The organism is Qipengyuania gaetbuli (assembly GCF_009827315.1).
GTDB classification, from domain to species: Bacteria; Pseudomonadota; Alphaproteobacteria; order Sphingomonadales; family Sphingomonadaceae; genus Qipengyuania; species Qipengyuania gaetbuli.
The window spans coordinates 202,365-226,898 of sequence record NZ_WTYF01000004.1 but is presented as its reverse complement, the minus strand read 5'-3'; the positions used below and the strand labels follow the sequence as shown (position 1 = coordinate 226,898).

The 24,534-nt window shown below is 65.5% G+C and carries 25 protein-coding genes; 7 read left to right on the top strand and 18 right to left on the bottom strand.

Annotation, left to right across the window (positions count from 1 at the left end):
• Position 1 precedes the first annotated feature (1 nt).
• The 4 genes from GRI42_RS03445 to GRI42_RS03430 form a co-directional block, all read right to left on the bottom strand.
• Positions 2–508 (bottom strand): tetratricopeptide repeat protein, encoded by a 507-nt coding sequence (locus GRI42_RS03445; protein ID WP_160606948.1) that lies wholly within the window; start codon positions 506–508, stop codon positions 2–4.
• Between the two features lie 57 nt (positions 509–565).
• Positions 566–1,747 carry an RsmB/NOP family class I SAM-dependent RNA methyltransferase gene (locus tag GRI42_RS03440; protein ID WP_160606946.1) on the bottom strand — a complete coding sequence of 394 codons (1,182 nt, stop codon included), beginning with the start codon at positions 1,745–1,747 and terminating at the stop codon, positions 566–568.
• Between the two features lie 3 nt (positions 1,748–1,750).
• Complete coding sequence (gene guaB, locus GRI42_RS03435) at positions 1,751–3,214, bottom strand: IMP dehydrogenase (RefSeq protein ID WP_160606944.1); 1,464 nt, start codon at positions 3,212–3,214, stop codon at positions 1,751–1,753.
• 74 nt (positions 3,215–3,288) lie between these two features.
• Entirely contained in the window at positions 3,289–4,044 is a 756-nt protein-coding gene (locus GRI42_RS03430; RefSeq protein WP_160606942.1) for a 3-hydroxybutyrate dehydrogenase, read from the bottom strand.
• Between the two features lie 77 nt (positions 4,045–4,121).
• Here GRI42_RS03430 and ypfJ point away from each other — a divergent pair, with 77 nt between their 5' ends.
• Positions 4,122–4,973 (top strand): KPN_02809 family neutral zinc metallopeptidase, encoded by an 852-nt coding sequence (gene ypfJ / locus GRI42_RS03425; RefSeq protein WP_160606940.1) that lies wholly within the window; start codon positions 4,122–4,124, stop codon positions 4,971–4,973.
• Between the two features lie 54 nt (positions 4,974–5,027).
• Here the strand turns inward: ypfJ and creD are convergent, their stop codons facing one another.
• From creD to GRI42_RS03410, 3 genes are all read right to left on the bottom strand, one after another.
• Complete coding sequence (gene creD, locus GRI42_RS03420) at positions 5,028–6,413, bottom strand: cell envelope integrity protein CreD (RefSeq protein WP_160606938.1); 1,386 nt, start codon at positions 6,411–6,413, stop codon at positions 5,028–5,030.
• A gap of 135 nt (positions 6,414–6,548) precedes the next feature.
• The gene (locus GRI42_RS03415) at positions 6,549–8,231 is read right to left on the bottom strand and encodes a M56 family metallopeptidase (protein WP_160606936.1); all 1,683 of its coding nucleotides are present in this window, start codon (positions 8,229–8,231) and stop codon (positions 6,549–6,551) included.
• Positions 8,228–8,617: a BlaI/MecI/CopY family transcriptional regulator gene (locus tag GRI42_RS03410; RefSeq protein WP_160606934.1), complete on the bottom strand. Its 390-nt coding sequence runs from the start codon at positions 8,615–8,617 to the stop codon at positions 8,228–8,230. Before GRI42_RS03410 ends, GRI42_RS03415 begins: the two co-directional genes overlap by 4 nt.
• 217 nt (positions 8,618–8,834) lie before the next feature.
• Between GRI42_RS03410 and GRI42_RS03405 the strand changes: the two genes are divergently transcribed.
• Positions 8,835–9,476, top strand: coding sequence for a peptidylprolyl isomerase (locus GRI42_RS03405; RefSeq protein WP_160606932.1), 642 nt, complete (start codon positions 8,835–8,837; stop codon positions 9,474–9,476).
• Here the strand turns inward: GRI42_RS03405 and GRI42_RS03400 are convergent.
• Genes GRI42_RS03400 through sdhC form a run of 5 tightly spaced genes read right to left on the bottom strand, consistent with a single transcriptional unit; the run spans position 9,473 to position 13,563 of the window.
• Entirely contained in the window at positions 9,473–10,354 is an 882-nt protein-coding gene (locus tag GRI42_RS03400; RefSeq protein ID WP_325065293.1) for a glycoside hydrolase, read from the bottom strand. The genes GRI42_RS03405 and GRI42_RS03400 overlap by 4 nt on opposite strands.
• A gap of 5 nt (positions 10,355–10,359) precedes the next feature.
• Positions 10,360–10,887 (bottom strand): hypothetical protein, encoded by a 528-nt coding sequence (locus GRI42_RS03395; RefSeq protein ID WP_160606930.1) that lies wholly within the window; start codon positions 10,885–10,887, stop codon positions 10,360–10,362.
• 58 nt (positions 10,888–10,945) lie between these two features.
• Positions 10,946–12,787: a succinate dehydrogenase flavoprotein subunit gene (gene sdhA, locus GRI42_RS03390; protein WP_160606928.1), complete on the bottom strand. Its 1,842-nt coding sequence runs from the start codon at positions 12,785–12,787 to the stop codon at positions 10,946–10,948.
• Entirely contained in the window at positions 12,787–13,173 is a 387-nt protein-coding gene (gene sdhD, locus GRI42_RS03385) for a succinate dehydrogenase, hydrophobic membrane anchor protein (protein ID WP_160606926.1), read from the bottom strand. The genes sdhA and sdhD overlap by 1 nt, the downstream gene beginning before the upstream one ends.
• Before the next feature lie 9 nt (positions 13,174–13,182).
• Positions 13,183–13,563: a succinate dehydrogenase, cytochrome b556 subunit gene (sdhC, locus tag GRI42_RS03380; RefSeq protein ID WP_160606924.1), complete on the bottom strand. Its 381-nt coding sequence runs from the start codon at positions 13,561–13,563 to the stop codon at positions 13,183–13,185.
• Between the two features lie 111 nt (positions 13,564–13,674).
• Between sdhC and GRI42_RS03375 the strand changes: the two genes are divergently transcribed.
• From GRI42_RS03375 to GRI42_RS03360, 4 genes are read left to right on the top strand one after another with little or no spacing between them, the layout of a single operon-like run.
• Complete coding sequence (locus GRI42_RS03375) at positions 13,675–14,385, top strand: SDR family NAD(P)-dependent oxidoreductase (protein ID WP_160606922.1); 711 nt, start codon at positions 13,675–13,677, stop codon at positions 14,383–14,385.
• Positions 14,375–15,289, top strand: coding sequence for a subclass B3 metallo-beta-lactamase (gene bla / locus GRI42_RS03370; protein ID WP_160606920.1), 915 nt, complete (start codon positions 14,375–14,377; stop codon positions 15,287–15,289). Before GRI42_RS03375 ends, bla begins: the two co-directional genes overlap by 11 nt.
• Positions 15,286–16,188, top strand: a complete 903-nt coding sequence (locus GRI42_RS03365; protein WP_160606918.1) for a 50S ribosomal protein L11 methyltransferase — start codon at positions 15,286–15,288, stop codon at positions 16,186–16,188. Before bla ends, GRI42_RS03365 begins: the two co-directional genes overlap by 4 nt.
• On the top strand, positions 16,185–16,880 hold the full coding sequence (locus GRI42_RS03360) for a DUF2459 domain-containing protein (RefSeq protein ID WP_325065292.1): 696 nt from the start codon (positions 16,185–16,187) through the stop codon (positions 16,878–16,880). The genes GRI42_RS03365 and GRI42_RS03360 overlap by 4 nt, the downstream gene beginning before the upstream one ends.
• On the opposite strand, the gene GRI42_RS03355 is transcribed toward GRI42_RS03360, so the two are convergent.
• From GRI42_RS03355 to ligA, 3 genes are read right to left on the bottom strand one after another with little or no spacing between them, the layout of a single operon-like run.
• On the bottom strand, positions 16,877–17,968 hold the full coding sequence (locus tag GRI42_RS03355) for a serine hydrolase (protein ID WP_160606916.1): 1,092 nt from the start codon (positions 17,966–17,968) through the stop codon (positions 16,877–16,879). The two genes, GRI42_RS03360 and GRI42_RS03355, sit on opposite strands and share 4 nt — an antisense overlap.
• Before the next feature lie 48 nt (positions 17,969–18,016).
• Positions 18,017–18,823 carry a c-type cytochrome gene (locus GRI42_RS03350; protein WP_160606914.1) on the bottom strand — a complete coding sequence of 269 codons (807 nt, stop codon included), beginning with the start codon at positions 18,821–18,823 and terminating at the stop codon, positions 18,017–18,019.
• Between the two features lie 2 nt (positions 18,824–18,825).
• Entirely contained in the window at positions 18,826–20,904 is a 2,079-nt protein-coding gene (gene ligA / locus GRI42_RS03345) for an NAD-dependent DNA ligase LigA (RefSeq protein WP_199800419.1), read from the bottom strand.
• A 74-nt stretch (positions 20,905–20,978) separates the two neighbouring features.
• On the opposite strand from ligA, the gene GRI42_RS03340 reads away from it, so the two are divergent.
• Positions 20,979–21,476 (top strand): DUF2165 domain-containing protein, encoded by a 498-nt coding sequence (locus GRI42_RS03340; RefSeq protein WP_160606912.1) that lies wholly within the window; start codon positions 20,979–20,981, stop codon positions 21,474–21,476.
• Here GRI42_RS03340 and GRI42_RS03335 read toward each other — a convergent pair.
• From GRI42_RS03335 to recN, 3 genes are read right to left on the bottom strand one after another with little or no spacing between them, the layout of a single operon-like run.
• Positions 21,473–22,450, bottom strand: coding sequence for a hypothetical protein (locus GRI42_RS03335; RefSeq protein ID WP_160606910.1), 978 nt, complete (start codon positions 22,448–22,450; stop codon positions 21,473–21,475). The genes GRI42_RS03340 and GRI42_RS03335 overlap by 4 nt on opposite strands.
• A 60-nt stretch (positions 22,451–22,510) precedes the next feature.
• Entirely contained in the window at positions 22,511–22,846 is a 336-nt protein-coding gene (locus tag GRI42_RS03330) for a hypothetical protein (RefSeq protein WP_160606908.1), read from the bottom strand.
• On the bottom strand, positions 22,843–24,507 hold the full coding sequence (gene recN / locus GRI42_RS03325) for a DNA repair protein RecN (RefSeq protein WP_160606906.1): 1,665 nt from the start codon (positions 24,505–24,507) through the stop codon (positions 22,843–22,845). Before recN ends, GRI42_RS03330 begins: the two co-directional genes overlap by 4 nt.
• Positions 24,508–24,534: the final 27 nt, after the last annotated feature.

Genomic DNA, 24,534 nt, shown 5'->3' with positions numbered 1-24,534 from the left:
CCTAGTTCGACTGGACCGGCTGCGCTTCGGGCAGCTTGGCTTCGGCGGTCAGGACCGGCGTGCGCGGACCGGCGGCGATGGCGGCGGTCAGGCGCTGCGTTTCGGTGCAGCTGTCGCCGCACAGCGAGCGGACTTCGGCAAGCTTGGCGCGTGCCTTTTCGACCGCGCCCTTTTCGGCCAGCGCAGCGCCTTCACCCGCAAGCGCGGCAAGGTTCTTGGGATCACGGTCCAGCGCTTCGCGGTAATAGCGGATCGCCTTGCCCTGCAGGTTCTCGGCACGGGCCGCTTCGGCGAGGCGGATGAAGATCGGCGTGTGACCCGGGTCCACCGCCAACGCCGCTTCGAACGCGTCGATCGCGCCCTGCGTGTCGCCTGCTTCAAGAGCGGCCTGCCCCTGAGCGATCAGCACACCAGCCCGCGGTTCGGGATTGCGTTCGTTACCCCAGCTGACGCTCGCCGTGAGTGCGAAGGCAAGCGACAGGGCAGTAGCGGCGGGGGCAAAACGCATGATTGTCTCCGTAAGGGACCGGTTCACTGATGGGCGCAGATCGGCCATTTCCAAAGGCTAACACGACTTTTCTGCACGGGCGATGAAAAATCCATCGGTCCCGTCATGGAACGGCGTGAGCCGGATTCCGTGCCCGCACTGCCGGCCTGCAGGTAGTTCCGGCATGGCCGCGCGGAAGTCTCCTGCCCGAGCGAGGAAGGCGTCGAACTGCCCTGCCCCTTCCTCGTCCAGCAGCGAGCAAGTGACGTAGACCAGCCTGCCTTCCGGTTTGAGCAAGCCGGCTGCGATATCGAGCAGGCGCGACTGGATCGCGGTCAGCCGCTCCAGTTCCTTGTCGTCGAGCCGCCAGCGCGCTTCAGGATTGCGCCGCCATGTGCCCGTGCCGGAACACGGCGCATCGATCAGAACGGCATCGGCCTGGCCGGCGAGGTCAGCCAGCGCTTCCATCTCACGTCCCGGGTTGAGGAGCCGCGTCTCGATATTCGTCGCGCCTGCGCGTTCGGCCCGCGGAGCCAGCGCCGACAGGCGGTTGCGGTCCGTATCGCTCGCCACCAGCCGCCCGAGATTGTCCATCGCGGCGGCAAGCGCCAGCGTCTTGCCTCCACCGCCTGCGCACAGGTCGATGACCGTCTCGCCCGGCTCGGCGCCGACCGCGAAGCAGGCCATCTGCGATCCCGCGTCCTGGATCTCGATTTTGCCTTCGCGCCATTCGGCCCATTGTTCGACCTGCGTGCCCGGTTCGAGCCGCAGGCCCTGCGGCGTGGCAGTCGGCTCGGCCGGTGCGGGCAGCGAGAGCGTCGCGCGTTCCGCCTTGAGCGTGTTCACCCTGATGTCGAGCGGTGCGCGACCAAGCAGCGCTGCGGCCTCTTCTCTGTCGACGCCCGACCGGTCGAGGCGCTCGGTCAGCCACCGCGGCGCCACACCGCCTTCTGCGACCGGCTCGCCCTCGCCCAGCACCGCTGGACCGTACTGCGACCCGTCGAACAGGGCCGATAGGCTCGGGTCCTGCTGTGCAAGCCGCAGCATGGCCGCCCTGCCCGTGTCCGGAACCGGACCGCAGGCGCGGATCGCCGCGAAGACCAGCTCGCGAATGGCTCGGCGGTCCTTCGACCCGGCAAAGCGGTTGTTACGGAACCATTCCGCCAGGATGCGATCGGCCGGCGCACCCTTGGCGCGCGCCGAAGCGATGATCGCATCGAGCAGCTCGATGGCGGTCTGGACCCGCGCTGCGGGAGTCATGACCTAGCGCGTCGGATAGTTCGGTGCCTCGCGGGTGATCGCGACGTCATGGACGTGGCTCTCTGCAAGGCCTGCATTGGTGATGCGCACGAACTGGGCGCGCTTGCGCAGGTCCTCGATCGTGGCGCTGCCGGTGTAGCCCATCGCCGCCTTGATACCGCCGACGAGCTGGTGGATCACGGCGGCTGCCGGACCCTTGAACGGCACCTGCCCCTCGATCCCTTCGGGCACCAGCTTCTGCTGCGAAACATCGGCCTGGAAATACCGGTCCGCGCTGCCGCGCGCCATTGCGCCCACGCTGCCCATGCCGCGATAGCTCTTGTAGCTGCGGCCCTGGTAGATGAAGGTTTCGCCCGGCGCTTCTTCCGTGCCTGCAAGCATCGAGCCGACCATGATGGTCGACGCGCCAGCCGCCAGTGCCTTGGCCGCATCGCCGCTGGTGCGCAGGCCGCCGTCGCCGATCACGGGCACGCCCGCCTTCTCGGCCGCTTCGGCGCAGTCCATGATCGCGGTAAGCTGCGGCACGCCGACACCGGCAACGACGCGGGTGGTACAGATCGAGCCGGGGCCGATGCCGACCTTGACAGCGTCCGCGCCCGCATCGACGAGCGCGCGGGTGGCTTCTGCGGTGGCTACGTTCCCCGCGATCACCTGCACGGTGTTCGACAGCTTCTTGACCCGCTCGACCGCCTTGGAAACTTCCTTGTTGTGGCCATGCGCGGTGTCGATCACGACGACGTCGACTTCGGCGTCGATCAGCGCCTCGGTGCGCTCGAAACCCTTGTCACCGACTGTGGTCGCAGCAGCCACGCGCAGGCGGCCGTTTTCGTCCTTGGTGGCTTCGGGATAGGCAACCGCCTTCTCGATGTCCTTGACGGTGATGAGGCCGACGCAGCGCCCGTCATTGTCGACGACGAGCAGCTTCTCGATGCGGCGCTGGTGCAGCAGGCGGCGCGCCTCGTCCTGGCCGGTGCCCAGCGGCACGGTGGCGAGGTTTTCGGTGGTCATGAGTTCCTTGACCGGCTGGCGCGGGTTTTCGGCAAAGCGCACGTCGCGGTTGGTCAGGATGCCGACCAGCTTGCCCGAAAGATCGGTCACCGGAATGCCGCTGATGCGGTTGGTGGCCATGATTTCCTGCGCCTCGCCAAGCGTGGCGTCGGGGCGGATGGTGATGGGGTTCACCACCATGCCGCTTTCATAACGCTTCACGGCGCGCACGGCGGCGGCCTGTTCCTTGATCTTGAAGTTGCGGTGCAGCACGCCGATGCCGCCCAGCTGCGCCATGGCAATGGCCATGTCGGCTTCCGTCACCGTGTCCATGGCGGACGAGATGACGGGTATGTTCAGTTCGATCCCGCGCGTCAGCCGCGTGGCGGTGTTCGCCATCGAGGGAAGGATGTCGCTCTCGGCCGGACGCAGGAGAACGTCGTCGAAAGTAAGGCCAAGGGGAATGTCGAGATGTGCCACGTTGAGAATCGCCTGCCGGGATGAATGTGGCGGCCCATGTAACGACGGTTTGTGACGGGCGCTAGTGGGGGGCGCTACTCCGCCGTCCAGCCGCCGTCGACGCTCCAGTTCGCACCCGTGACGTTCTGCGCCTCGGTGCGGCACAGGAAGACGGCCAGCGCACCGATTTCCTCGGGCTGGACGAACTTCTTGGTCGCCTGTTTGACCAGCAGCACGTCGTTGATGACCTGGTCGCGGGTGAGGCCGCGGGCCTTCATCGTGTCGGGAATCTGGTTCTCGACCAGCGGGGTCCAGACATAGCCCGGGCTGATGCAGTTCGCGGTGATGCCGTCTGCCGCCAGTTCCAGCGCGATCGTCTTCGTGAAGCCGTCGAGCCCGTGCTTGGCTGCATTGTAGGCGCTCTTGAACGGGCTCGCGACCTTGGAATGCGCGCTGGCGGTGTTGATGATCCGACCCCAGCCCTTGGCCTTCATGTGCGGCACGGCAAGGCGCGTGGTGTGGAAGGCGGCCGTCAGGTTCAGCGCGACGATCGTGTCCCACTTCGCCACCGGGAAGTCCTCCAACGGGGCGACATGCTGGAGCCCGGCATTGTTGACGAGGATGTCGATTCCGCCGCTATCGGCCATCATCGCCTCGATCTGGGCAACGTCGGTGAGGTCCGCGCCGGAGTGGGTCGCGCCCAGTTCCGCGCAAAGTTTCGCGATTTCGCCTGCGTCTCCGAACCCGTTGAGGACCACCTCGGCCCCCTCAGCCGCAAGCGCCCGCGCGATGGCGAGCCCGATGCCGCTGGTCGATCCGGTTACAAGTGCGCGCTTTCCTTCGAGAAACATTTCTGGCCTCAAGTGTTGTGATAGGCAAAGGTGCCATCGCGCAGGAGCGCGGCACGGTCAATCTCGGGGAGGCATGAATGCGGCTCAATCCATTCGATACCAGCAAGATCGACGTCGGGACGACGGGTGGCGGAGGCGTCGGCAAGGCAGGCGGTATCGGGTGCGGGACGATCATCATCGCCGCGCTGGGCTATTTCGTTTTCGGCCTCGACCCGATGCAGACCGCCGCGACCGTAGAAGGCATGCAGCAAGGTCAGGTCGCGCAGGCACCGACGAACGAGGACGAGGACGCGATCTGCTCTTCCAACCAGTACGCGACCGAGACCTGCAACGCCCTGCTCTCGCTCAACGAGACCTGGCAGCAGACCTTCCAGCAACAGGGCTACGGCGATCAGTTCCAGCAGCCGGGGCTGCGGTTTGCCACGAGCGAGAGCTTCAGCACCGGCTGCGGCAGGGGTTCTGTCGGCATGGGGCCGTTCTACTGCCCGGCCGACCAGCGCATCTACATCGACGTGAATTTCTACGACCAGCTCGCGCAGATGTCGGGCAATCGCGGGGATTTCGCGCGCTATTACGTGATCGCCCATGAATACGGACACCATATCCAGACCATTACGGGCATTTCCCAACAGATCCGGTCGTACCAGCAGGCCAATCCACGTCAGGCGAACCAGCTGTCGGTCCTCATGGAGCTGCAGGCCGACTGCTATGCCGGCGTGTGGGCGGGCAAGAACCGCAACCTCATCGATCCGGGCGATATCGAGGAAGGGATGCAGGCCGCCGCCGCCATCGGTGACGATACGCTGACCAAGGGCCGCGTGAGTTCGGAGAACTTCACCCACGGCACCAGCGCCCAGCGCAGCCAAGCGCTCCGCCTCGGCCTGCAGGGCGACGACAAGCAATGCGACGCCATCACCAATATCGGCTAGGCATGAAAAAGGGCGCGGATCGATAAGACCCGCGCCCTTCTTCCTTGCGAGAAGTCAGGGGGCGAAAGTGCCCTCGCCCTCCTCGCGGCGCACCGCCGTCGACCAGTCGAGATTGCGGGTCGCATACATGACCGATGCGAGCGCGAAGAACATCGCCAGCGCGCCGACGATCAGCGACGCTTCCTCAAGGCTGAGGAGGACGTAAAGGCCGCTATAAAGCAGCGTCAGCAGCCCGCCGATGCAGCCTGCCCGCTTCCATCCGCCCAGCACTGCCGCGCTATAGGCGGTGAGCAGCCCGATGATCGCCGCGCTGGCAATGACATAGGCCAGCGCGAAGCCGGTAATCTCGGCAAAAGCCAGCAGCAGGACGAAGAACAGCACCAGCCCCGCGCCTGTCAGCAGATATTCCGCTGCAGCTACCCGCGCGCCGCCGACCACGTCGAACAGGAGGAAGGCGAGGAATGTGAAGCCGATGAAGAGGAAGCCATATTTCACGCTGCGGTCGACCTGCGCGTAGATATCGGCCGGCTCGACAAGGTTGATCGTGGCAAGGCCGATTTCCGCTTCGGCCATTTCGGCGCCGCGATATTCGGCCTGCGGGACAGGCGGCTGGGCCGACGGATTGTCGGTCATGCTCATCATGCCCTGCCCCAGCGCAAGGTTGCCGATCGTCCAGCGGGCGCTGAACCCATCGGGTCCGATCTCGCTTTCGTCGGGCAGGAAACCACCGCCGAAGCCCGGGTGCTGCCAGGGGGAGCGCGCCGTCCAGCGCGTCTCGCCGCCCTGGGGCGTCAGCGCGAGGGCGCGGCTACCGCGAAGGACATAGGCATAGTCGACGGTCAGCGCCGAAGTACCGCTCCATTCGATCGGCCCGTGGAAGCCGCCGCCCCCCTGTGCGCCGCCCTTGCCCGGCGTCAGGTCGACGCGCTTGCCGCCGGCACGGACATCTGCCGCAGAGCGCAAGCCGCGCGGATCGAAGGTGGAGAAGCGGATTTCCGCCTCCTCGATCAGCAGCTGCTCGCGCTTCACGCCGTAGCGCGCAAGGTCGTCGGGCAGTTCGAAGCGCGCCTTGCCTTCCATCTTCGCAAGGTAGGTGACCGTCTCGTAGATGGCCTTGCGCTTCAACTCGGGTTCGAGCGTCGTGGTGAGGTCATTGGTCTGCGGGAAGAGGAATATCTCCGAACGCACCGTGCGCGGGCGGGTTACGGTCTGGCCGTCCACCACGGTCTGGACCTCCTGTTCGCTGCGAAACGGGATCGCAAGCACGGGACCGGAAATGGTCTGCGCCCCGCCGGCGCCGGCAGTGATCGCGTCCTGCGCGACCCGCGCCTGTTCCTGCCGGTCGGACACGAGGCCATAGACCATGATCATGGGTATCAGGAGCGCGAGGCCGACCAGCCCCGCGATGAATAGTTTTGCCGTGGGCGATCTGTCTCGCATCGTTTCGCCTCCTTACGTCTGCGACGAAACGTGCTTTGTGAGAGACGAACTGAATGTCTTGTGAACCCGGCCCGCCATACGAAAAAGCCCGGCGCTTTCACGCCGGGCCTTCTCGGTTGTCAGTAATGGGGAACGCTATTTGCGCTTCAGCTCGGCAATTTCTTTGTCGATGGCGCGCAGGGCCTCGGCACGCTCGCTGTCGCTGAGATTGCGGTCGGCGGCGATCGCCTTGCGCGCGGACTTCACAGCGGTCAGCGCGATCTTGTCGGCATTGGCCTCGCAGACGAACATGGTAGTGCGCCCCTTCCCGTCCACTTCGGTAGCGACGATGTTCGTCTTGTCCTTGCACTTCATCACGACACGCGGTGCACTTGCACGGGCGATGTCGGACATGGCGATGGCTTCACTAGCCGATGCCATTGCCTCGGCCCGGGCCTCGGATGCTTCGGCATGGGCCTCTGCCACGGCAAGGGTGATCTCGCGGCGCATGTTCGCATGGCTCATCGCGGTATCGGCGCGCATTTCGGCGAGGTCCGCTTCCATTTCCGCAAGGTCCGCTTCCAGCTCGGCGCGTTCTTCCTCGCTCATGTCGCGGCGAAAACGACGGACCACGCGGCGCTCCCCGTCCTTGTCGACGATGACGCGGCGCTCCACGCGAACTTCGCCGTCCTGCTGGATATGGATGTCGACATCGACGTCCCCGTCCACTTCGGGAGCGGGCGGTGCGTCGGGGACCGGCGGCGCGAGAGGAGCAGCCGGCACCGGCATGACCCAGGTCAGCGGCACTTCGGGTGCAGCCGGCGGCGTCGGCGCGGCAGCGGCTTCGGCAAAGCAGACCGACGCGGTCAGCGGCACAGCGAGAAACGCGCTGGCAAGGGTGGCGCGTCCCGCAAGGCGGCGGCGCGGCGAAATGTCGGACATGTTCAAACTCCTCAAGCGATGGATGATCGACTTGTCCCCCAGAACCGGACAGGCCATCGGCGCGGCGAGCGCCGGACGCGGCGTTCCCTGCGGATGGCGAGCGAAATCGGCGATGATGCCGGCGTAAGTGGCGCGTTCCTCGCGCGGGCGGGCGGCCACGACGCGGGCATCGCAGGCGGCTTCCTGGTCGCGGCGCAGCGCGTTCCAGCCCAGCCAGCCGAGCGGGTTGAACCAGTGGATTGCGAACAGCGGCTGGACCGCCATGTTGACGATCAGGTCGCCGCCGCGATGGTGTGCGAGTTCGTGGGCAATGGCGAGGTCGCGCGACATGCGGTCGCGGCTCGCCATGAAGCCTTCTGGCAGCGCGATGACGCGGTCGATCACGCCCAACGCCATCGGGCCGGAAATCGCGGGCGTTTCGATGAGGCGAATGCTGCCTGCTTCGCCCACGGGCCGTGCATCCTCCAGCAGGTCGCGGCGCAGCTCGAAATAGAGCCAGAAGCGGCGTACCAGCATGATTGCCGCACCCAGCAACCAGATCGCGACGAGCGGCATGACGAGGTCGGTAGGATCGGGAAAGGTCGAGGGCGCAGGCGGCGTTGCCGCCATGTCGGCGAAATAGGTGGAGGCGGAGCCCGCCCGTTCGGGCAGGACCATCGGGGCGGTTTCGAAGCTGACGGGCACGGTTTCTCGCGTCGGTCCCATCCAGGCCGGCAGGGTGAACGGCGGCAGGACCAGCCGTGCGAGCGGGACGAACCACAGCGCATAGGCAGCGCCCGAGCCGAAATAGCGTGCCACGGGGCGGCGCAGCAGCATGACCAGTGCGATCAGCACTCCGGTCCAGACCAGCGTGTCGAACAGGAACCAGTCCCAGTACTCGCGCAGGAGCTCGGTCATTTGCGCATCTCCTTGAGGAGCGCCTCGATCTCTTCCAGATCGGCGTCGGTGAGCGCTTCGTTTTCTGCAAGGTGGGCGAAGAGCGGCGCGGCGCGGCCGCCGAACAGGCGATCGACGAGACGGCGCGATTCGCCGCCGACATAGTCGGAGCGTTCGATCAGCGGATGGTAGAGGAAGCGGCGGCCTTCGGGTTCAGTGCCCACGGCCCCCTTCGATACCAGGCGGCCGAGCAGCGTCTTCACTGTGGGGATCGACCAATCATTCGCCGCACAGACCCGGTCGCAGACATCGGCAGCCGACAGCGGGCTTTCGGTCCACAGGGCCTCCATGACCGCGTGCTCAGCTTCGCTGATCCGCTCGCCCGGTGCCTGTTTACGCTTGGCCATCGCTTGTATCTCCCCTTCGGTTTCGCCGAATTCGTTTACGTGTGTAGTTGTCAAGACTACGTTTGTAAACAGAAAATGCGAACCCAACCCGATCGCAAGGCAGACGATGGACGTCCCGCGAGCAATCCGAATTCGCCGTGAGGCCACGTTTCCTCGACCAACGACACGGCTGACGGCGAAGGTTGAAACCGCGCGATCTTGGGATAGTCTGCCCGTTATGAAGAGACTTCTTGCAGCCGCCCTCGCCCTCCTTGCCCCGCCCCTTTCAGCGCAGGAGGAAGCAGCGCTCCCGCCTGCGGAGTCGGCACGCACCATGGTGGTCCTCCAAACCACAGCAGGCGACATCACGGTGGCACTCGAAACCGAGCGCGCGCCCATCACCGCCGGCAATTTCCTGCGCTATGTCGACGAGGACCGGTTCGACGGCATGGTTTTCTACCGCGCGATGAAACTCGACTGGGGCGACCAGCCCAACGGGTTGATCCAGGGCGGCACGCAGTGGGATCCGGACCGCGTCCTGCCCGGCATCCCGCACGAGCCGACAACCGTGACCGGCCTCAGCCACACCAAGGGCGCGCTGTCGATGGCGATGGGCGAACCCGGAACGGCCAATGGCGATTTCTCGATCTTCCTGCAGGATTCCACCGGCATGGACGCCGATCCCAAATCGGAGGATCCGGTCTGGCGCAACGGCTATGCCGTCTTCGGTTACGTCACGGATGGCATGGAGGTGGTGCAGGCCATCCATGCCATGCCGACCGATCCCGACAAGGGCGAAGGCTGGATGAAGGGCCAGATGATGGCGCAGCCAGTGAAAATCGTCGAGGCACGCCGGCTGGAACCCGCCGCCAGCGACTAGCAGACCTCTGCCGTGTTCTCCGGGATCGGACCCGGCGGAACGCGGGCCGCGCTCATCGCGAAGGGATCCGACTTGAGGCGGTGCCTTGAGCCATAGGCGCGCGCGAGGGCGGCATAGAGCCGCGGGTCGTAGGCCTCGAGATCGGGGTGGTTCAGGATGCGGCGCCCGTCGACCACGACCAGCCGGTTCGAATTGAACCAGACCTGCGTCCCTTCCGCCCAGTATTCCTGGATGGTCGTGGTGGCGTATTCATTCAGCCAGAGGTCGCTTGCGAGCGCATTGGCGTAGGCTGCCTCGATCTCGCGGTAGAGCGCCGGATCGACCGCCTCGATCGCGAACAGGACGTTGTGCGCCATTTCGTGGACGAAGATCGTCTCGCCGTAATAGCGCGAGCTCGGCAGGCCTAGCACGTCCTCTTCCGAGCCCACCGTACGTTCACCGCCGATGCCGCGCGCACGTTCGTCCCAGTATTGCCGGTCACTCTTCGCACCGATGCGCGTGTCGTAATGCTTGAGTTCGCAGCGGGTCAGCCGCGGATCGTCGCGCGCAGGCTTGGTCCAGTGCGCCTTGTCGGGCAGGTCAAGCAACGCCTCGTCCTGCGCGATGATAGCCACGCGGTAGTCATTCGCCGCGAGCCATTCGGCCAGCTCGGGCCGGTACGAAAGCATGTCACGCGCCATGTCCCGCGCGGCGAGCAGCGCTTCATTGGACACGCGCGAAGACGACAGGATTGGGACACCCCGCGCGTCGACGTATTTCGCATAGAACGGCTCTGCGCCCACGGTGTCCGGCGGAGGCACTGGCGCAGTCGCGCAACCTGCCACGAGGAGCATGGCGAGGAAGGAAGCCGATCTTCCTCCCGGGAATGTCGAGGTCACTCTCCTCAAGCCTGCACTCGGCCGAGGCGCCCGACTCTCGTCTCGATTTCGTGGCAGAGCGTCTCGAATTCGCCTTTCACCGGAAAGGTATGTGCGCTCAGATGGATGTTCTTCCCTTGCCTGGCCCTTACCTTGATCGCCGCAGCATGCTGTATGCGGTAGCGTTCGGTGCTCGCGATATCGTCCCAACGGACCGAGACATCACTGGCGATCGGGCGGCCGCCGAGCGTCAGCCTTCGCTCGTCCATACGGACATGCGGCTTGCCTCCGCGCAACAGGCCAAGCGTGATAACGACCGCCGGGGCCAGCATGCCGAGCGTTCCCACGAGGAAAAGAGCTTTCCAGACCCACGGATCGAGCGAAAAGCCCGCGTCGATGCCCCGATATCGCACAGAAGTCGTGTCCTCGAAAAACAAGCCGTAGGCAAAGACGCAGCCGAACCCCAGGCACATCGCGAGAACCACGAGGCTCGTCCACAGCGGGACGTGCATGAAGAAGACCAAAGCTCCGTCCGGCCTGCGTTCGATTGTCATGGAGCACTCCGCCGCTACTGCCTGTCGGAACAGACAATAGGAGCGGCGGAGTAGCAAGTCAGTAAACGCGCTTCTTCGGCTTGATGTACTCGACATCGTCGGTGAGCGTGTATTCGTGCACCGGACGATAGCCGATTTTCACGCCGCCGCCGTTTCCGCCCCAACCGTCGAACCACGCGATCGTGTGCTTCATCCAGTTGGCATCGTCACGCTCGGGGAAGTCTTCGTGCGCGTGGGCGCCGCGGCTTTCCTTGCGGTTTTCGGCCGAAGCGATGGTGACATTGGCCTGCGCCATGAGGTTGTCGAGTTCCAGCGTCTCGATCAGGTCGCTGTTCCAGATCAGCGAACGGTCGTGGACCTTCACGTCCGCCATGCGCTTGTTCACATCCTTGAGCAGTTCGACGCCTTCGGCCAGCAGCTTGCTGTCGCGGAACACCGCGGCGTGCTTCTGCATGCCCTTCTGCATTTCGGCGCGCAGGGCCGCCGTCGGCGTGCCTCCATCCGCATAGCGGAAGTGGTCGAGACGGGTCAGCGACAGGTCGGCGCTGTCGGCCGGAAGCTCGTCATGGCTCTTTCCGGGCTTGACGATTTCCTTGAGACGATGGCCGGTCGCGCGGCCGAAGACCACGAGGTCGATCAGCGAATTCGAGCCGAGGCGGTTCGCGCCATGAACCGACACGCAGGCCGCTTCGCCAACTGCGAACAGGCCGGGTACGATCTTTTCCGGATCGTTCGGATCGCCCGCCATCACTTCGCCGTGATAGTTACAGGGGATGCCGCCCATGTTGTAATGGACCGTCGGCGTGACCGGCAGCGGCTGCTTGGTCAGGTCAACACCGGCAAAGATCTTGCCGCTTTCGGTGATGCCCGGCAGGCGCTCGCCCAGCACCTTGGGATCGATGTGGTCGAGGTGCAGGTAGATGTGGTCGCCATCCGGCCCGACGCCGCGCCCTTCGCGCATTTCCAGCGCCATCGAACGCGACACGACGTCGCGCGATGCAAGGTCCTTGGCGCTAGGGGCATAGCGTTCCATGAACCGCTCGCCCTCGGAGTTGGTGAGGTAGCCGCCTTCGCCGCGCGCACCTTCGGTGATGAGCACGCCCGCGCCGTAAATGCCGGTCGGGTGGAACTGGACGAATTCCATGTCCTGCAGCGGCAGGCCCGCACGCAGCACCATGCCGCCACCGTCGCCGGTGCAGGTATGGGCCGAGGTGGCGGTGTAATAGCAGCGGCCATAGCCGCCGGTCGCCAGCACGACCGCATGGCTGCGGAAGCGGTGGATCGTGCCGTCGTCGAGGCACATGGCGATGACGCCGCGGCATACCTTGCCGTGCGGGCCGTCTTCCATGATCAGGTCGAGCGCGAAATATTCGATGAAGAAGTCCGCGTCGTACTTCAGGCTCTGCTGGTAGAGCGCGTGCAGCATGGCGTGGCCGGTACGGTCGGCAGCAGCACAGGTGCGCTGCACCGGCGGGCCTTCGCCCATGTTCTGCATGTGGCCGCCGAAGGGGCGCTGGTAGATCGTGCCGTCGGCGTTACGGCTGAAGGGCACGCCTGCGTGCTCCAGCTCGTAGACTGCCTGCGGGGCTTCGCGGACCATGTATTCGATCGCGTCCTGGTCGCCGAGCCAGTCGGAACCCTTGACCGTATCGTACATGTGCCACGACCAGTGGTCGGGCGTGTTGTTGCCGAGCGAAGCAGCGATCCCGCCCTGTGCAGCGACGGTGTGCGAACGGGTCGGGAAGACCTTGGTGATGCAGGCCGTGCGCAGGCCGGCTTCGGCGCTGCCCATGGTGGCGCGCAGGCCCGAGCCGCCGGCGCCGACGACGACGGTGTCATAGGTGTGGTCGACGATGGGGTAGCTGCGACCGCCGATTTCGAAAGTCTGGGTGCGGGCCATCAGGCGGCTCCTCCAAGGGCAAGGCGGGCGATCGAAACGATGCCGAAGGCCGCGCCGCCGATGGTTGCAAGGTTAAGAAGGGTGAGAACGCCGAACTTGGTGCCGGCGTCATGGACGTAATCCTCGATCAGCACCTGCAGGCCGAGGCGCGCATGCCAGAACACGCTGACGATCAGCAGGGCCAGTGCCGTCGCAGGCAGCGTCTGCGACGCCCAGCCGGTCATGGTGGCGTAATCGTAGGCGGGCAGCATCGCGAGGCTGCCGACGAGGAAGAGCATCAGCACGAGATTGCCGATCGCGGTGAAGCGCTGCACCAGCCAGTGATGCGCGCCTTCATGCGCCGAGCCGAGCCCGCGGACGCGTCCGATGGAGGTTCCGTTACCCATGGATAAAGCTCACTTGAGAAGGATCACGGCCCAGAACAGGGCGGTGAGGAGAATGGCGATGATCGGCGCTGCCACCGACCAGAACTTGTTGGTGTCGAGCTCGTAACCCGCACCGATATCGAGCACGAAGTGCCTCAGCCCGCTCATCATGTGGGTGAAGAAGGCCCAAGACAGGCCGACCAGCACCACCATGCCCAGCGGCGAACCCATGACTTCGGCGAAGGTCGCATAGCTTTCCTCTCCCCCGGCCATCGCGCCCAGCCACCACAGGAGAACTGCAAGTCCGACCAGCGCCATGCCGTCGCCGGTGATGCGGTGCAGGATGGATACCGCCATGTGCGGGCCCCATTTCCAGATCTGCAGGTGCGGTGAGAGCGGGCGGTTTGCCATGCCTGATAAATTCCGTAGCGGTGGATTTGTGCCGTCTCCTTAGCGAACTGCCGGGGCAGTGCAAGGCATCCGGCCTCGACAAAAGGCGCAAATTTTCGAATAGCGTGATGCATGACATGCATCCTCCTTACCGGCGCGTCCCGCGGGATCGGCGCCGCCTCGCGCGAAGCACTCGAAGCGCGCGGGGCCAAGGTGATCGGCCAGGCCACTTCGGCAGGCGGCTTCGGAACCCTTGCCGCGGACTTCCGCGACCCCGGCGCACCGCAGGAACTGTGGCAGGCCGCGCTCGACCAGGCAGGCGGGGAAATCGACGTGCTGGTCAACAATGCCGGCCTCTTCTCCCCCAACCCCATCGAAGCTTCGGACATCGAATGGCTCGACGGGTGGGAGGACACCATGCGGATCAACCTGACCGCCTCCGCCCAGCTCAGCCGTTTCGCGGTAAAGCATTGGCTCGAACGCGGATGTTCGGGGCGCATTGTCCATGTCGCCAGCCGCGCAGGCCATCGCGGCGATTCGCCTGCCCACTGGCACTATGCGGCAAGCAAGGGCGGGATGCTGGCCATGCACAAGACCATCGCGCGGCAATATGCGGCAAACGGCATCCTCAGCTTTGCTATCACGCCCGGCTTTACCGATACGGCGATGGCGGGCGACTATCTTGCCAGCAGGGGCGGCGCGGGCCTGCTGGCCGACATCCCGCTGGGCCGTGTGGCCGAGCCTGAAGAGATCGCCCGCATCGTCGAATTCTGCGCTCTCGACGCGCCGCCCAGCATGACGGGCGCGACGCTCGACGCAAACGGAGCAAGCTATGTCCGCTAGGTTCCTGATCGCGCCGGCGCTGCTGGCCATCGCCGCCTGCGCGGCGGCTCCGACCATTGCGGACGCGCTTTCCCCGCGCGCCGTCCCCGCCGACCAGCAGGCCTTTCTCGACGCCTGCGAGGACTGGGACGACTGGGACAAGCCCGCCCCGCCCTTCCGCATATACGGCGGCACATACTACGTCGGCACCTGCGGGATTTCCGCGATCCTCGTCACGCACGAGGACGGTCACTCGCTGATCGACACCGGGACCGAGGAAGGTGCGAAAGTCGTGCTCGCGAATATCGCAAAGCTGGGCTTCGACCCGAAGGACGTGGACACGATCACGCTGAGCCACGAGCATTTCGACCATGTCGGCGGGATTGCCAGCGTCCAGTACGCCACCGGCGCCACCGTCTATTCGTCTCCGGCGGCCACGAAGACGCTGCACTCGGGCCTTCCTTCCGCAGAAGACCCGCAGGCGGCATCCGACCATCCCGCGTTCCGACCGCTCAGCACACTCGTCTTCCTCCTCGAAGACGGCAAGAGCGATCCGGTCGGGCCGAAAAAGCTGAAGCCGATCGTCACTCCGGGCCATACGCCCGGCGCGCTCAGCTGGCAGTGGCGCGAATGCGAAGGCAGCGACTGCCGCTGGCTGGTCCATGCCGACAGCCTCTCGCCGATCAGTGCGGACGATTACCGCTTTTCCGACCATCCCGAATACGTCGCCGATTTCCGCGCCGGGCTCGACCGCCTGGCGAAGGCGCAATGCGATATCCTGATGACGCCCCATCCCAGCGCAAGCGACATGCTGGCGCGAATGAAGGGCGAGAGCGGCCTCCTGCTCGCCGACGGCTGCGCCTGGTATCCGGAACGGATCGGCAATCGCCTCGACAAGCGGCTGGCGGAAGAAGCGGCAAAATGACCGCCTGGAGAATGTATGCCGAAGCGCCCAAGCGCGTGGTGCAGGCTGCCCTCCTCGCGCATGACGAGGCCTGGGATTTCCCGCCCGAACTCGTCGTATCGGGCCGCGAGATCGCCGAAGACAAGCCCGACAACTGGATCCTGGAAGTCTGGCTCGAACGCAAGCCGACCGCTGCCGACCGGAAGGCGGTTGGCGCGCTATTCGAGGGCGGCGCTCCGGAACTTGCTGCGGAAAAGCTGCCCGAACAGGACTGGGTGACGCTCAGTCAGCAGGGCGTGGAGCCGATCCGTGCCGGAAGATTCCACGTGCGCACGCCCGATTTCCCGGCCGACCCCGCAATGGTCGATTTCGCCATTCCCGCCAGCCAGGCGTTCGGCACCGGCCAGCACGAAACCACTGCCGCCTGCCTCGCCATGCTCGACCTGATGAAGCGCGAGGGTCTGACGGTGCGCAACCATGCCGACATCGGCACGGGCACCGGCTTGCTCGCCTTTGCCGCCATGCACCTGTGGCCGCATGCCAAGGCGACCGCGTCCGACATCGATGCCGTTTGCGCTGGCGTGGTCGAGGACAATGCGCGCATGAACGGCGTGGCCATGGGTGACGGCCCGGGTGCCCTCACCATGATCATCGCGCCGGGCATGGACGATGCCTTGCTGCAGGCCCGCGCGCCCTATGACCTGCTGATCGCCAATATCCTTGCCGGGCCGCTGGTCGAACTCGCACCCGATTTCGCGCCCGCGGTTGCGCCGGGAGGCAGCCTGCTGCTTGCAGGGCTGCTGCAGACGCAGGAGCGCGAGGTGCGCCGCGCCTACCGCGCGCAGGGCTTCCGCCTCGCTCGGCGCGTGACCAATGGCGACTGGTCGATCCTCTGGCTGCGCCGGAGCCGCATCCGGTGACGACGCGCCGGGTCCTGAAACTCGGCGGAGCCTTGCTGGCCTTGCCGGTCGCGATCATCCTCCTGTTCATGCTCGCCGCTTGGATCGGCAGTTCCATCCCGCGCAATCCCGACTGGACAGAAGCCGACGAAGGCGTCGTCGTCATGATCGAGACCAATGGCATCCACACCGGCATCGTCATGCCCGTGGTGAGCGAGGTGAAGGACTGGCGCGAAACCTTCCCGTCAGCCGGACAGCCGCGCGACGACGGACGCATGCCAACGCATATCGCCATCGGCTGGGGCGAGAAGGAAGTCTTCCTGAACACGCCGACCTGGGGCGACCTCAAGGCCAGCACGGCGCTGCGCATCGCCTTTTCGGGCGGCGACGGGCTGATGCGCGTCGGCCATTACGCCTGGCCGCAACCGTCCGAATACCACCGTCCGCTGGTGCTTCGCCCGGATGAATACCGGCGGCTCGTCGCCGAGGTCGAGAAGGCCCTGCCCGCCCTGCCGCATGGCGAAGAGCGCTTCAGCTACGACAGCTTCGAGCAGGGTGCGCGCAATTACGACGCGCGCGGTCGCTATACGCTGGCCAATACCTGCAACCAGTGGGTCGGCGATACGCTGGCCAAGGCCGGGGTGAAGATCGGCCACTGGACCCCGTTTGCAGGCGGCGTGATGAAATGGGTGCCCGTCCCCGCCGGACGCTAGTTGCGTGACAAGTGGTGGTCCGCCACGGCGCGGGTCACGGCCTGCATCATCTCGAACCGGCTCGAGAACGAACTACGCGTGCGCCCGATCATCACGGCGATCGCATATTGCGAGCCGTCGGGCGCCCTGAGCACACCCACATCGTTATAGCCCGACTGCTCGCCGTCGAAGACCTGCCCGGTGCCCGTCTTGTGCGCCATGACCCAGCCCGCAGGCGTGCCGCCTTTCAGCCGGTTGGGGCCGCTCTTCGTCCTTTCCAGCGTGCCGAGGATGAAGCTGGTCGAAGCGGGTGAGAGGATGTCGCCCTTGGCTAGCCGCGCCAGCGCCTGCGCGATGCCGATGGCGCTGGCGCCGTCGACCGGGTCGGCGAGGTATTTCTCGAACGCCTGCCTGCGCCGCTCGGGCGACAGGCTGTCGCGCGCATCGTAAAAGCCGCGTCCCATCGAGAACGAGGGGTTCCACTCTAACCCCGCAATCGCGCTCTGCTTGGTCCGTTCGTCTGGCCCGAACTGGACGCCGATAATCCCCTCGCGCCGCAGGAAACCGTCGACTGCGGTCGGGCCGCCGACACGGCGCAGCAGGCGGTCGTTCGCGGTGTTGTCGCTTTCGGTGAGCGCCCGTTCGAAGAGGTCGAAATAGTCGGTGTCGTAGCGCCCGCGCGTACGCACGATTTCGCGGATCGGCTGGTGGAATAGGGTAAGGTCACGACGCTCGATACTGACCGGCTCGGCAAGGTCGAGCGCCCCCTGGTCGACGAGGTCGAGCGCGGTCATGGCGACCCACAGCTTGCTGACGCTCTGCTGCGGAAACGGCTTGCGCCCTTCGAAGTGCATCCGCGCGCCGCTGCTAACATCGACCACGGCTATCCCGACCTCGCCCGGGAAAGCCTTGCCGATGGCGGCCAGCCGGTCCTGCAGCGCCTTTTGCCGGTCGTCCAGCGGCGGCGGGGCCTTGAAGCGGTTCGCCTGAGGCAGCCTGATACGGTCGCCGAATTGCGAGGCGCTTTCGCCCGGCTGGTACACGCAGGTTCCCAGCAGGGCGAAGGTGCTGACCAGCAGCAGCGTAATTGTAACGAGGGTACGGGTCACAGGGCTTTCAGGCGGGAATCGGGCAGAATTTCGAGCGAGTTGGCGCGCCTACTCGCCCGTTTTCGACAGCGCGACAAGATAGTCATGGACGGCTGCCAATTCCTCGTCGGTGAATTGAGAGAAACGGCCACGCGCGACCGTACTCATCAAGCCGATCTCGCGGTCTCCCGCCGCCTTTCCCGTCCGCATCAGCTTCTCGAAATCGGCGCGGTCATAGGACGCCGCGATCCGCAAATCCGGTCGCGGCACGTCGCCGGGATAGGGCGTGGCCCCTCCGCGAAGGTCGATGCCATGACACTCCGCACAAGTGGCGCGCACGATGTAGCGGCCCAGCGCGTGCTCTTCGCCGAGGTCGGGCGAATGCTCGGCCCCCATTTCGGCAACTTCCGTGGCCGCGGATTTTAGCGTGCCTTCCTCCAGCATCGCCAGGAGTTCCGGCCCGAAGATCGGTTCGGGATGCACATCGCCCGCAGGCGGCTTGCTGCGCAGGAAGGCAAGGATCGCGGCAAGGTCGTCCGCATGCATCTTGGTGAAGACGTGCGAAGGCATGCCATGAAGCTCGCGGTCCGCGCGCCGCCCGGTGAGGACCATCCCCAGCAATTCCTCGTCGGAATGTTTCTCGACGCTGCGCGTGAGGTTCGCGGTCCACAGCGTGCCAAGCTCGTCGCTCCAGTCGCGACCCTGCAGGTTCCGGTCATGGCAGCCGGTGCAGCCGACGATGTCGGCGACGCGCTGCCCGTGTTCGACCGTGTCGGCGGACAGGCGCTGGAAATGCGGTTCTTCGGCGCGCTTGACGACACCCGGCCCGTCGCAGCCTGCAGCAAGGAGCGCCAACAGGAGCAGGGGCGCGCGCATCGCTACCCGGCCGCCTTCACGATTTCGGCCCAGCCGGCCTCATCGATGACCTCGATGCCGAGTTCCGCCGCTTTCTTGAGCTTGCTGCCCGCGCCCGGCCCGGCGACCAGCAGGTCGGTCTTGGCGCTGACCGAACCGCTTGCCTTTGCGCCCAACCGTTCCGCCTGCGCCTTGGCCTCGTCGCGGCTCATGGTTTCGAGCTTGCCGGTAAAGACCACGGTCTTGCCTGCCACTGCGCTGTCCTTCGTTTCGACCACATAGGGGGGCGGTGAAACCTGCGAGAGCAGGTCGTCCCACACCTCGCGATTGTGCTCCTCGTGGAAGAAATCTCCAAGCGCTTCGACGACGGCCGAACCGATGCCATCGATGGAGACCAGTGCGGCGGCTGCATCCTCGTCCCCCGCCCTCGCCTTTTCGGCCGCATCGCGCAGCGCGGGCAGTTCGTGGAAGTTCTTCATCAGGTCGCGCGCCGTCACCGCGCCCACGTGACGGATGCCGAGGCCGAACAGCAGGCGCGCGGCATCGGGCTGTCGCCGCGCCTCGATACTGGCGAGGAGGTTGTCGACCGACTTTTCCTGCCAGCCTTCAAGCGCGAGGATATCCTCCCGCCGTTCGCGGAGGCGGAAGATGTCCGCCGGGCTTTCCAGCCAGCCGAGCGCGAAGAACTGGTCGATGGTCTTTTCGCCCAGCCCGTCGATATCGAGCGCGGCGCGGCTGACGAAATGCTTGAGCCGCTCCGTCCGTTGGGCGGGACAGATGAGACCGCCGGTGCAGCGCACGTCGACCTCGCCTTCCTCGGCCACCGCCTCGCTGCAGCATTCGGGGCAATGGTCGGGGAAGACGAAGGGTTCGCGCTCAACTTCGCGGGTGAGGTTCTCGACCACCTGCGGAATGACATCGCCTGCGCGCTGGATGACGATCCGGTCGCCCGGACGCACGCCGAGGCGCGCAATCTCATCGCGGTTGTGCAGCGTGACATTGGTGACGGTGACACCGCCGACGAGCACAGGGGCAAGGCGGCCCACGGGGGTAAGCTTGCCGGTGCGTCCGACCTGGATGTCGATCGCCTCCAGCGTAGTCTCGGCACGCTCTGCCGGGAACTTGTGCGCCAGCGCCCAGCGCGGTGCCTTGGCGACGAAGCCGAGGCGTTGCTGGTAGTCCAGCCGGTCGACCTTGTAGACGACGCCGTCAATTTCATACGGCAGGTCCGGCCGCGCCTTGCCGATGGTGGCATAATGCGAAAGCAGGTCTCCCACGCCATCGACCCGCGCAAACAGCGGCGAGATCGGGAAACCCCATTCGCGCAACATTTCCACCACCTCTGCCTGGGTTTCGCCCGGCACCTGTGATGCTGCACCCCAGCCATGCGCCCAGAAGCGCAAGGGGCGCTGCGCTGTGACCTTCGCATCCTTCTGTCGCAGCGATCCTGCCGCAGCATTTCGAGGGTTCGCGAAGAGCTTTCCGCCTGCCTCCTGCTGCGCAGCATTGAGTGCAGCAAAGGCCTGTTTTTCCATGTAGACTTCGCCGCGCACCTCGAAAACCTCGGGCGCTTTGCTGCGCAGTATTTTCGGGATGTCGGGTATATGCTGCACGTTCGCCGTGACATCCTCGCCGACCTGCCCGTCACCGCGCGTGGCCGCACGCACCAGCTGCCCGTTCTCGTACCGCAGCGAGCAGGACAGGCCGTCGATCTTGTCTTCCGCCGTGAAGGCGACGGGATCGCTTTCGCCGAGCGAGAGGAAGCGCCTGACGCGCGCGGCCCACTCCTCCACCTCGTCAGCGGAAAACGCATTGTCGAGGCTCATCATGCGAACCTCGTGCGCGACCTTGGACAGGGGCGAAGAGGCAATGGCGTGCCCGACCTTGCGCGAAGGCGAATCCTCGCGGACGAGATGCGGGAAAGCCGCCTCGATCGCTGCGTTGCGCCGCACCAGCGCATCGTATTCCGGATCGCTGATCTCGGGCGTGTCCTCGGCATGGTAGAGCCGGTCGTGATAGGCGATCTGTTTCGCCAGCCGCATCAGTTCGTTGGCCGCCTCGGCTTCGCTCATGTCCACAGGCGCGATTTGGTCGATTCCCATGCCCTGCGCTATGCATCACCCACGGCACGGGGAAAAGTGCCGCGAGGTCGCATCACCAGTTTGGGGGAGTTGGGATGATCGACCGCTATCTGAAAACCGCCTTTGTCGCCTCGCTCGGGCTTATGGCGCTGCTCTATGTGATCCATAACATCATGAACATCGACCAGGCCTATGGCGCGGTCGGGTACGTGCTCGGGATGGAAGGCAACGAGATATTCGATAACAATTTGCTGCCGGCCATTACCGGTTCGGCAGTCTTCGTTTTCTCGTGGATCATCTTCGCCTTCGAGATTGCGACAGGGCTCATCTGCCTGTGGGGCGCATGGCAGCTATGGTCTGCAAGAGGAGCCGATGCTGCGGGCTTCGAAGCGGCCAAGAGCATGGCGAAACTCGGGGCCGGCCTGTCGGTCGTCACATGGTTCGGCCTGTTCGGCACCTTCGGCGGCGCAGGCTACCAGATGTGGCAGAGCGAAATCGGAGCCGGGTCGCTGGGCGATGCCTTCAAGTTCAGCGTCTGGGGGCTGCTCGTGCTGATCTATCTCGGCCAGCGCGAGAGCGAAGTCGCCGCCTAGGACACCACGCCGTTGCCGGTGCGGTCCGCAAGCCATTTACCGTCGACACGGCGCAGGCGGTATTCCCACGCCTGCGCCCCGAGGTTCGCCGTGATCCAGCCGCCCCAGGCGGTGCATTCATCCGGCGAGGTGCAGGCAAGGCGACGCACCGAGTAAATGACCGCCCGTTCGCCGGTGATGGCATCGACGACCATTACGTCGTCCTTCCACACGCACCGATCGAAGGGCGCGAGTTCCGGATAGCGTTCCATCAGGGCCAGCTCGACTTCTTCTGGCAGGGCTTGGTCGGTCCTGTTGCCCGAGGCGATCGTCACGCAGGTGGTGGGAAAGCGGTCAGGATTGGCGAACTGTTCGTCGAGAAGCTCGGTCAGCAGTGCGATTGCAGGCGTGTCCGGCAGGGTCGCGGCGTAAGCCCTCGGGGGCACGCTTTCCTGCGTTCCGGCAGTAAGGACGATATCCAGCTCCTCCGGCTCGATCCGCCACTGCCCGTCCACGAACGTCATGCGGTAGTAGCTCCACCCGTGCTGGCCATTGGCGTAATAGCCCGCGTATCCGAAACATTCGGTCGGACGGTCGCACACGAAATCATGCACGTCGAAGATCGCCGCCGCCTGCCGCGTGTCCGAGGCCACGATATCGAGCCCTTCCCGCTCGCAGCGCGATAGCGGCGAGAGGCCGGGGAAACGCTCGATCAGCTTCAGCTCGGCATCGGGATCGAGCGGACGCGGACGAGAGGCGGCAATGTGCGGGATCATTTTCTCGGCCGCCGCGCAGACCACCGGATAGGGGCGATCCTTTTGCGCAAAATACCTGCCCAGCCGGTATTCGAGCAGCGCGAGACGCGGGGTCTGGATGTTTTCGTAATAGCCTGTCTCGAACGCACCTTGCGCCGGCGCATAGCGCGGGAGATAGGCCGAGCAGGCCGACAAGGCGGCGAGCATCACCAGTGCGACCAGGCTGCGGAGATGGGTCATGCTGCGATAAACGCGCCAGTCCCCGCCAAGTGCCTGCAAACACTGAATTCTACTATTACATCATCTTGCTGGCTTCGCTCGGCAGGTCTCCACGTAGGCGTCCCCGACCGAAAAGCTGATGTCGGCTTCGACCAGCATTCCGGGCAGGCAATCGTTCGCACCGGCCTCGTGCTTCGGCCAATACATGTGATCGGTCTTGCCGTCGGCTGTCCGGTAAATGAGACTGTGCGGTGCTCGAGCATTCCCGGTTTTGATGATGGAAACTATCTCGACGGTCTGTTGGCCATAGCCGACGACACGAGCGCCGATTTGATCTGCCAGCACGATAAGACCCACGGCCGGGAAGATCGCACCCAGCCAGAGAACTGATCTCTGCGCCTTGGCAGGTCGTTTCACGCACCCTCCAGCAAGCGGTCCGCCTGCGCACGCGCTTCGGGCGTGACTTCGGCGCCCGACAGCATCCGCGCGATTTCCTCCTGCCGCCCGGCATCGTCGAGCAGCGATACGCTGGTCTTGGTGACCGTGCCTTCGGAGGACTTGGCGATCATGTAGTGCGTCACCCCGCGTGCAGCGACCTGCGGACTGTGGGTCACGGCCAGCAATTGCCCGCCATCGGCAAGGCGCGCCAGCCGTTCGCCGATCGCGCTCGCCACCGCGCCGCCGACGCCGCGGTCGATTTCGTCGAAGATCACCGTCGCCGCTCCGCCCTGTTCCGCCAGAGCGACCTTCAGCGCGAGAATGAAGCGCGACAATTCCCCGCCGCTGGCAATCTTGTTGAGCGGCGCGAAATCGGCACCCGGATTGGTCGCGATCAGGAATTCGACGCTGTCCATGCCGTGCGCGCCCCAGCGCTCTTCGGGCAGTTCGGCAACCGCGGTGTGGAAGCGCGCCGCGTCGAGCTTGAGCGGGGCAAGTTCGCGGGCCACCGCCTCGTCCAGCCGCATCGCGGCCGCCACGCGGTTAGCGTGCAAGGCCTCTGCCTCGGCGCGGTAGCGATTGCCCGCATCCTTTGCCGCCGCTTCGAGCGCGTCCAGTTCGGCCTCGCCGCCTTCGATGGAATCGAGCTGGCTGCGCATCTCGCGCATCTTCTCGGGCAGTTCGTCCACTTCGCAGCGATGCTTGCGAGCGAGCGCGCGCAGCTCGAACAGACGCGTTTCCGCGGCCTCCAGCGCTTGCGGATCGTGTTCGAGCGCATCAGCGGCGGCTTGCAGCTTGTCCTCGGCTTCTCCCGCTTCGATCACTGCGCGGTCGAGCGCCGCCAGCGCATCGGCTAGCAAGGGATGCTCCGGTGCGATCCGATCCAGCCGGCGTGCTGCCACGCGCAAGGCGGCGAGCGGCGAATCCGAGCCTTCCCAGATGTGGCGCAATTCCTCCAGATCGCCCGACAGCTTCTCGCCCTTCTGCATCGAGGCGCGGGTTTCGGCGAGGCGCGCCTCTTCCCCGGCCTGCGGTTCGAGCGAGGTAAGTTCGGCCAGGTGGGCGAGCAGGAGATCCTGGTCCAGCTTGGCCTGTTCGAGCGCGGCCCGCGCGCGAGCCAGCTGGTCTTCGGCCCCACGCCACTTGGCCCAGGCTTGTTCGACCCGCGCGGTTTCCGCCCCTGCAAAACGGTCGAGCAGCGCGCGGTGACCGCGCGGATTTACCAGCCCGCGATCATCGTGCTGGCCATGCAGTTCGACGAGGAACCCGGCAAGTTCGCGCAGCAGGCCGACGCTAACCGACTGGTCGTTGACGAAGGCCTTGCTCTTGCCGTCCGCCTTCAGCTGGCGGCGCAGGATGAGAGGTTCGCCCTCTTCGATCTCGATATCGGCGTCGTCCAGCAATTCGGCGATGCCCTGCGGCAGGACCGCAAAATCGAAGCTGGCGGTGACGCTGGCCTTTTCCTCTCCTGCGCGCACCAGCCCGCTGTCGGCGCGATTGCCGAGTACGAGGCCGAGCGAGTCCAGCAGGATCGACTTGCCCGCCCCCGTCTCGCCAGTCAGCACGCCGAGCCCGCGCCCGAACTTGAGGTCGAGCGCGTCGATCAGGACGATATTGCGGATGGCCAGCCGGGTGAGCATCGGATGCAGTTCCTAGCCCACCCGGCG

What these genes read in the sequence shown, in the direction of transcription:
- bla (WP_160606920.1), top strand. Translation starts at nt 14,375, where the DNA reads ATGTCCGCTAGGTTCCTGATCGCGCCGGCGCTGCTGGCCATCGCCGCC.
- GRI42_RS03445 (WP_160606948.1), bottom strand. Translation starts at nt 508, where the DNA reads ATGCGTTTTGCCCCCGCCGCTACTGCCCTGTCGCTTGCCTTCGCACTC.
- ypfJ (WP_160606940.1), top strand. Translation starts at nt 4,122, where the DNA reads ATGCGGCTCAATCCATTCGATACCAGCAAGATCGACGTCGGGACGACG.
- GRI42_RS03375 (WP_160606922.1), top strand. Translation starts at nt 13,675, where the DNA reads ATGACATGCATCCTCCTTACCGGCGCGTCCCGCGGGATCGGCGCCGCC.
- GRI42_RS03415 (WP_160606936.1), bottom strand. Translation starts at nt 8,231, where the DNA reads ATGACCGAGCTCCTGCGCGAGTACTGGGACTGGTTCCTGTTCGACACG.
- GRI42_RS03365 (WP_160606918.1), top strand. Translation starts at nt 15,286, where the DNA reads ATGACCGCCTGGAGAATGTATGCCGAAGCGCCCAAGCGCGTGGTGCAG.
- GRI42_RS03430 (WP_160606942.1), bottom strand. Translation starts at nt 4,044, where the DNA reads ATGTTTCTCGAAGGAAAGCGCGCACTTGTAACCGGATCGACCAGCGGC.
- GRI42_RS03340 (WP_160606912.1), top strand. Translation starts at nt 20,979, where the DNA reads ATGATCGACCGCTATCTGAAAACCGCCTTTGTCGCCTCGCTCGGGCTT.
- sdhC (WP_160606924.1), bottom strand. Translation starts at nt 13,563, where the DNA reads ATGGCAAACCGCCCGCTCTCACCGCACCTGCAGATCTGGAAATGGGGC.
- GRI42_RS03335 (WP_160606910.1), bottom strand. Translation starts at nt 22,450, where the DNA reads ATGACCCATCTCCGCAGCCTGGTCGCACTGGTGATGCTCGCCGCCTTG.
- recN (WP_160606906.1), bottom strand. Translation starts at nt 24,507, where the DNA reads ATGCTCACCCGGCTGGCCATCCGCAATATCGTCCTGATCGACGCGCTC.
- GRI42_RS03410 (WP_160606934.1), bottom strand. Translation starts at nt 8,617, where the DNA reads ATGGCCAAGCGTAAACAGGCACCGGGCGAGCGGATCAGCGAAGCTGAG.
- GRI42_RS03350 (WP_160606914.1), bottom strand. Translation starts at nt 18,823, where the DNA reads ATGCGCGCGCCCCTGCTCCTGTTGGCGCTCCTTGCTGCAGGCTGCGAC.
- sdhA (WP_160606928.1), bottom strand. Translation starts at nt 12,787, where the DNA reads ATGGCCCGCACCCAGACTTTCGAAATCGGCGGTCGCAGCTACCCCATC.
- sdhD (WP_160606926.1), bottom strand. Translation starts at nt 13,173, where the DNA reads ATGGGTAACGGAACCTCCATCGGACGCGTCCGCGGGCTCGGCTCGGCG.
- creD (WP_160606938.1), bottom strand. Translation starts at nt 6,413, where the DNA reads ATGCGAGACAGATCGCCCACGGCAAAACTATTCATCGCGGGGCTGGTC.
- GRI42_RS03395 (WP_160606930.1), bottom strand. Translation starts at nt 10,887, where the DNA reads ATGACAATCGAACGCAGGCCGGACGGAGCTTTGGTCTTCTTCATGCAC.
- ligA (WP_199800419.1), bottom strand. Translation starts at nt 20,904, where the DNA reads ATGGGAATCGACCAAATCGCGCCTGTGGACATGAGCGAAGCCGAGGCG.
- GRI42_RS03440 (WP_160606946.1), bottom strand. Translation starts at nt 1,747, where the DNA reads ATGACTCCCGCAGCGCGGGTCCAGACCGCCATCGAGCTGCTCGATGCG.
- GRI42_RS03405 (WP_160606932.1), top strand. Translation starts at nt 8,835, where the DNA reads ATGAAGAGACTTCTTGCAGCCGCCCTCGCCCTCCTTGCCCCGCCCCTT.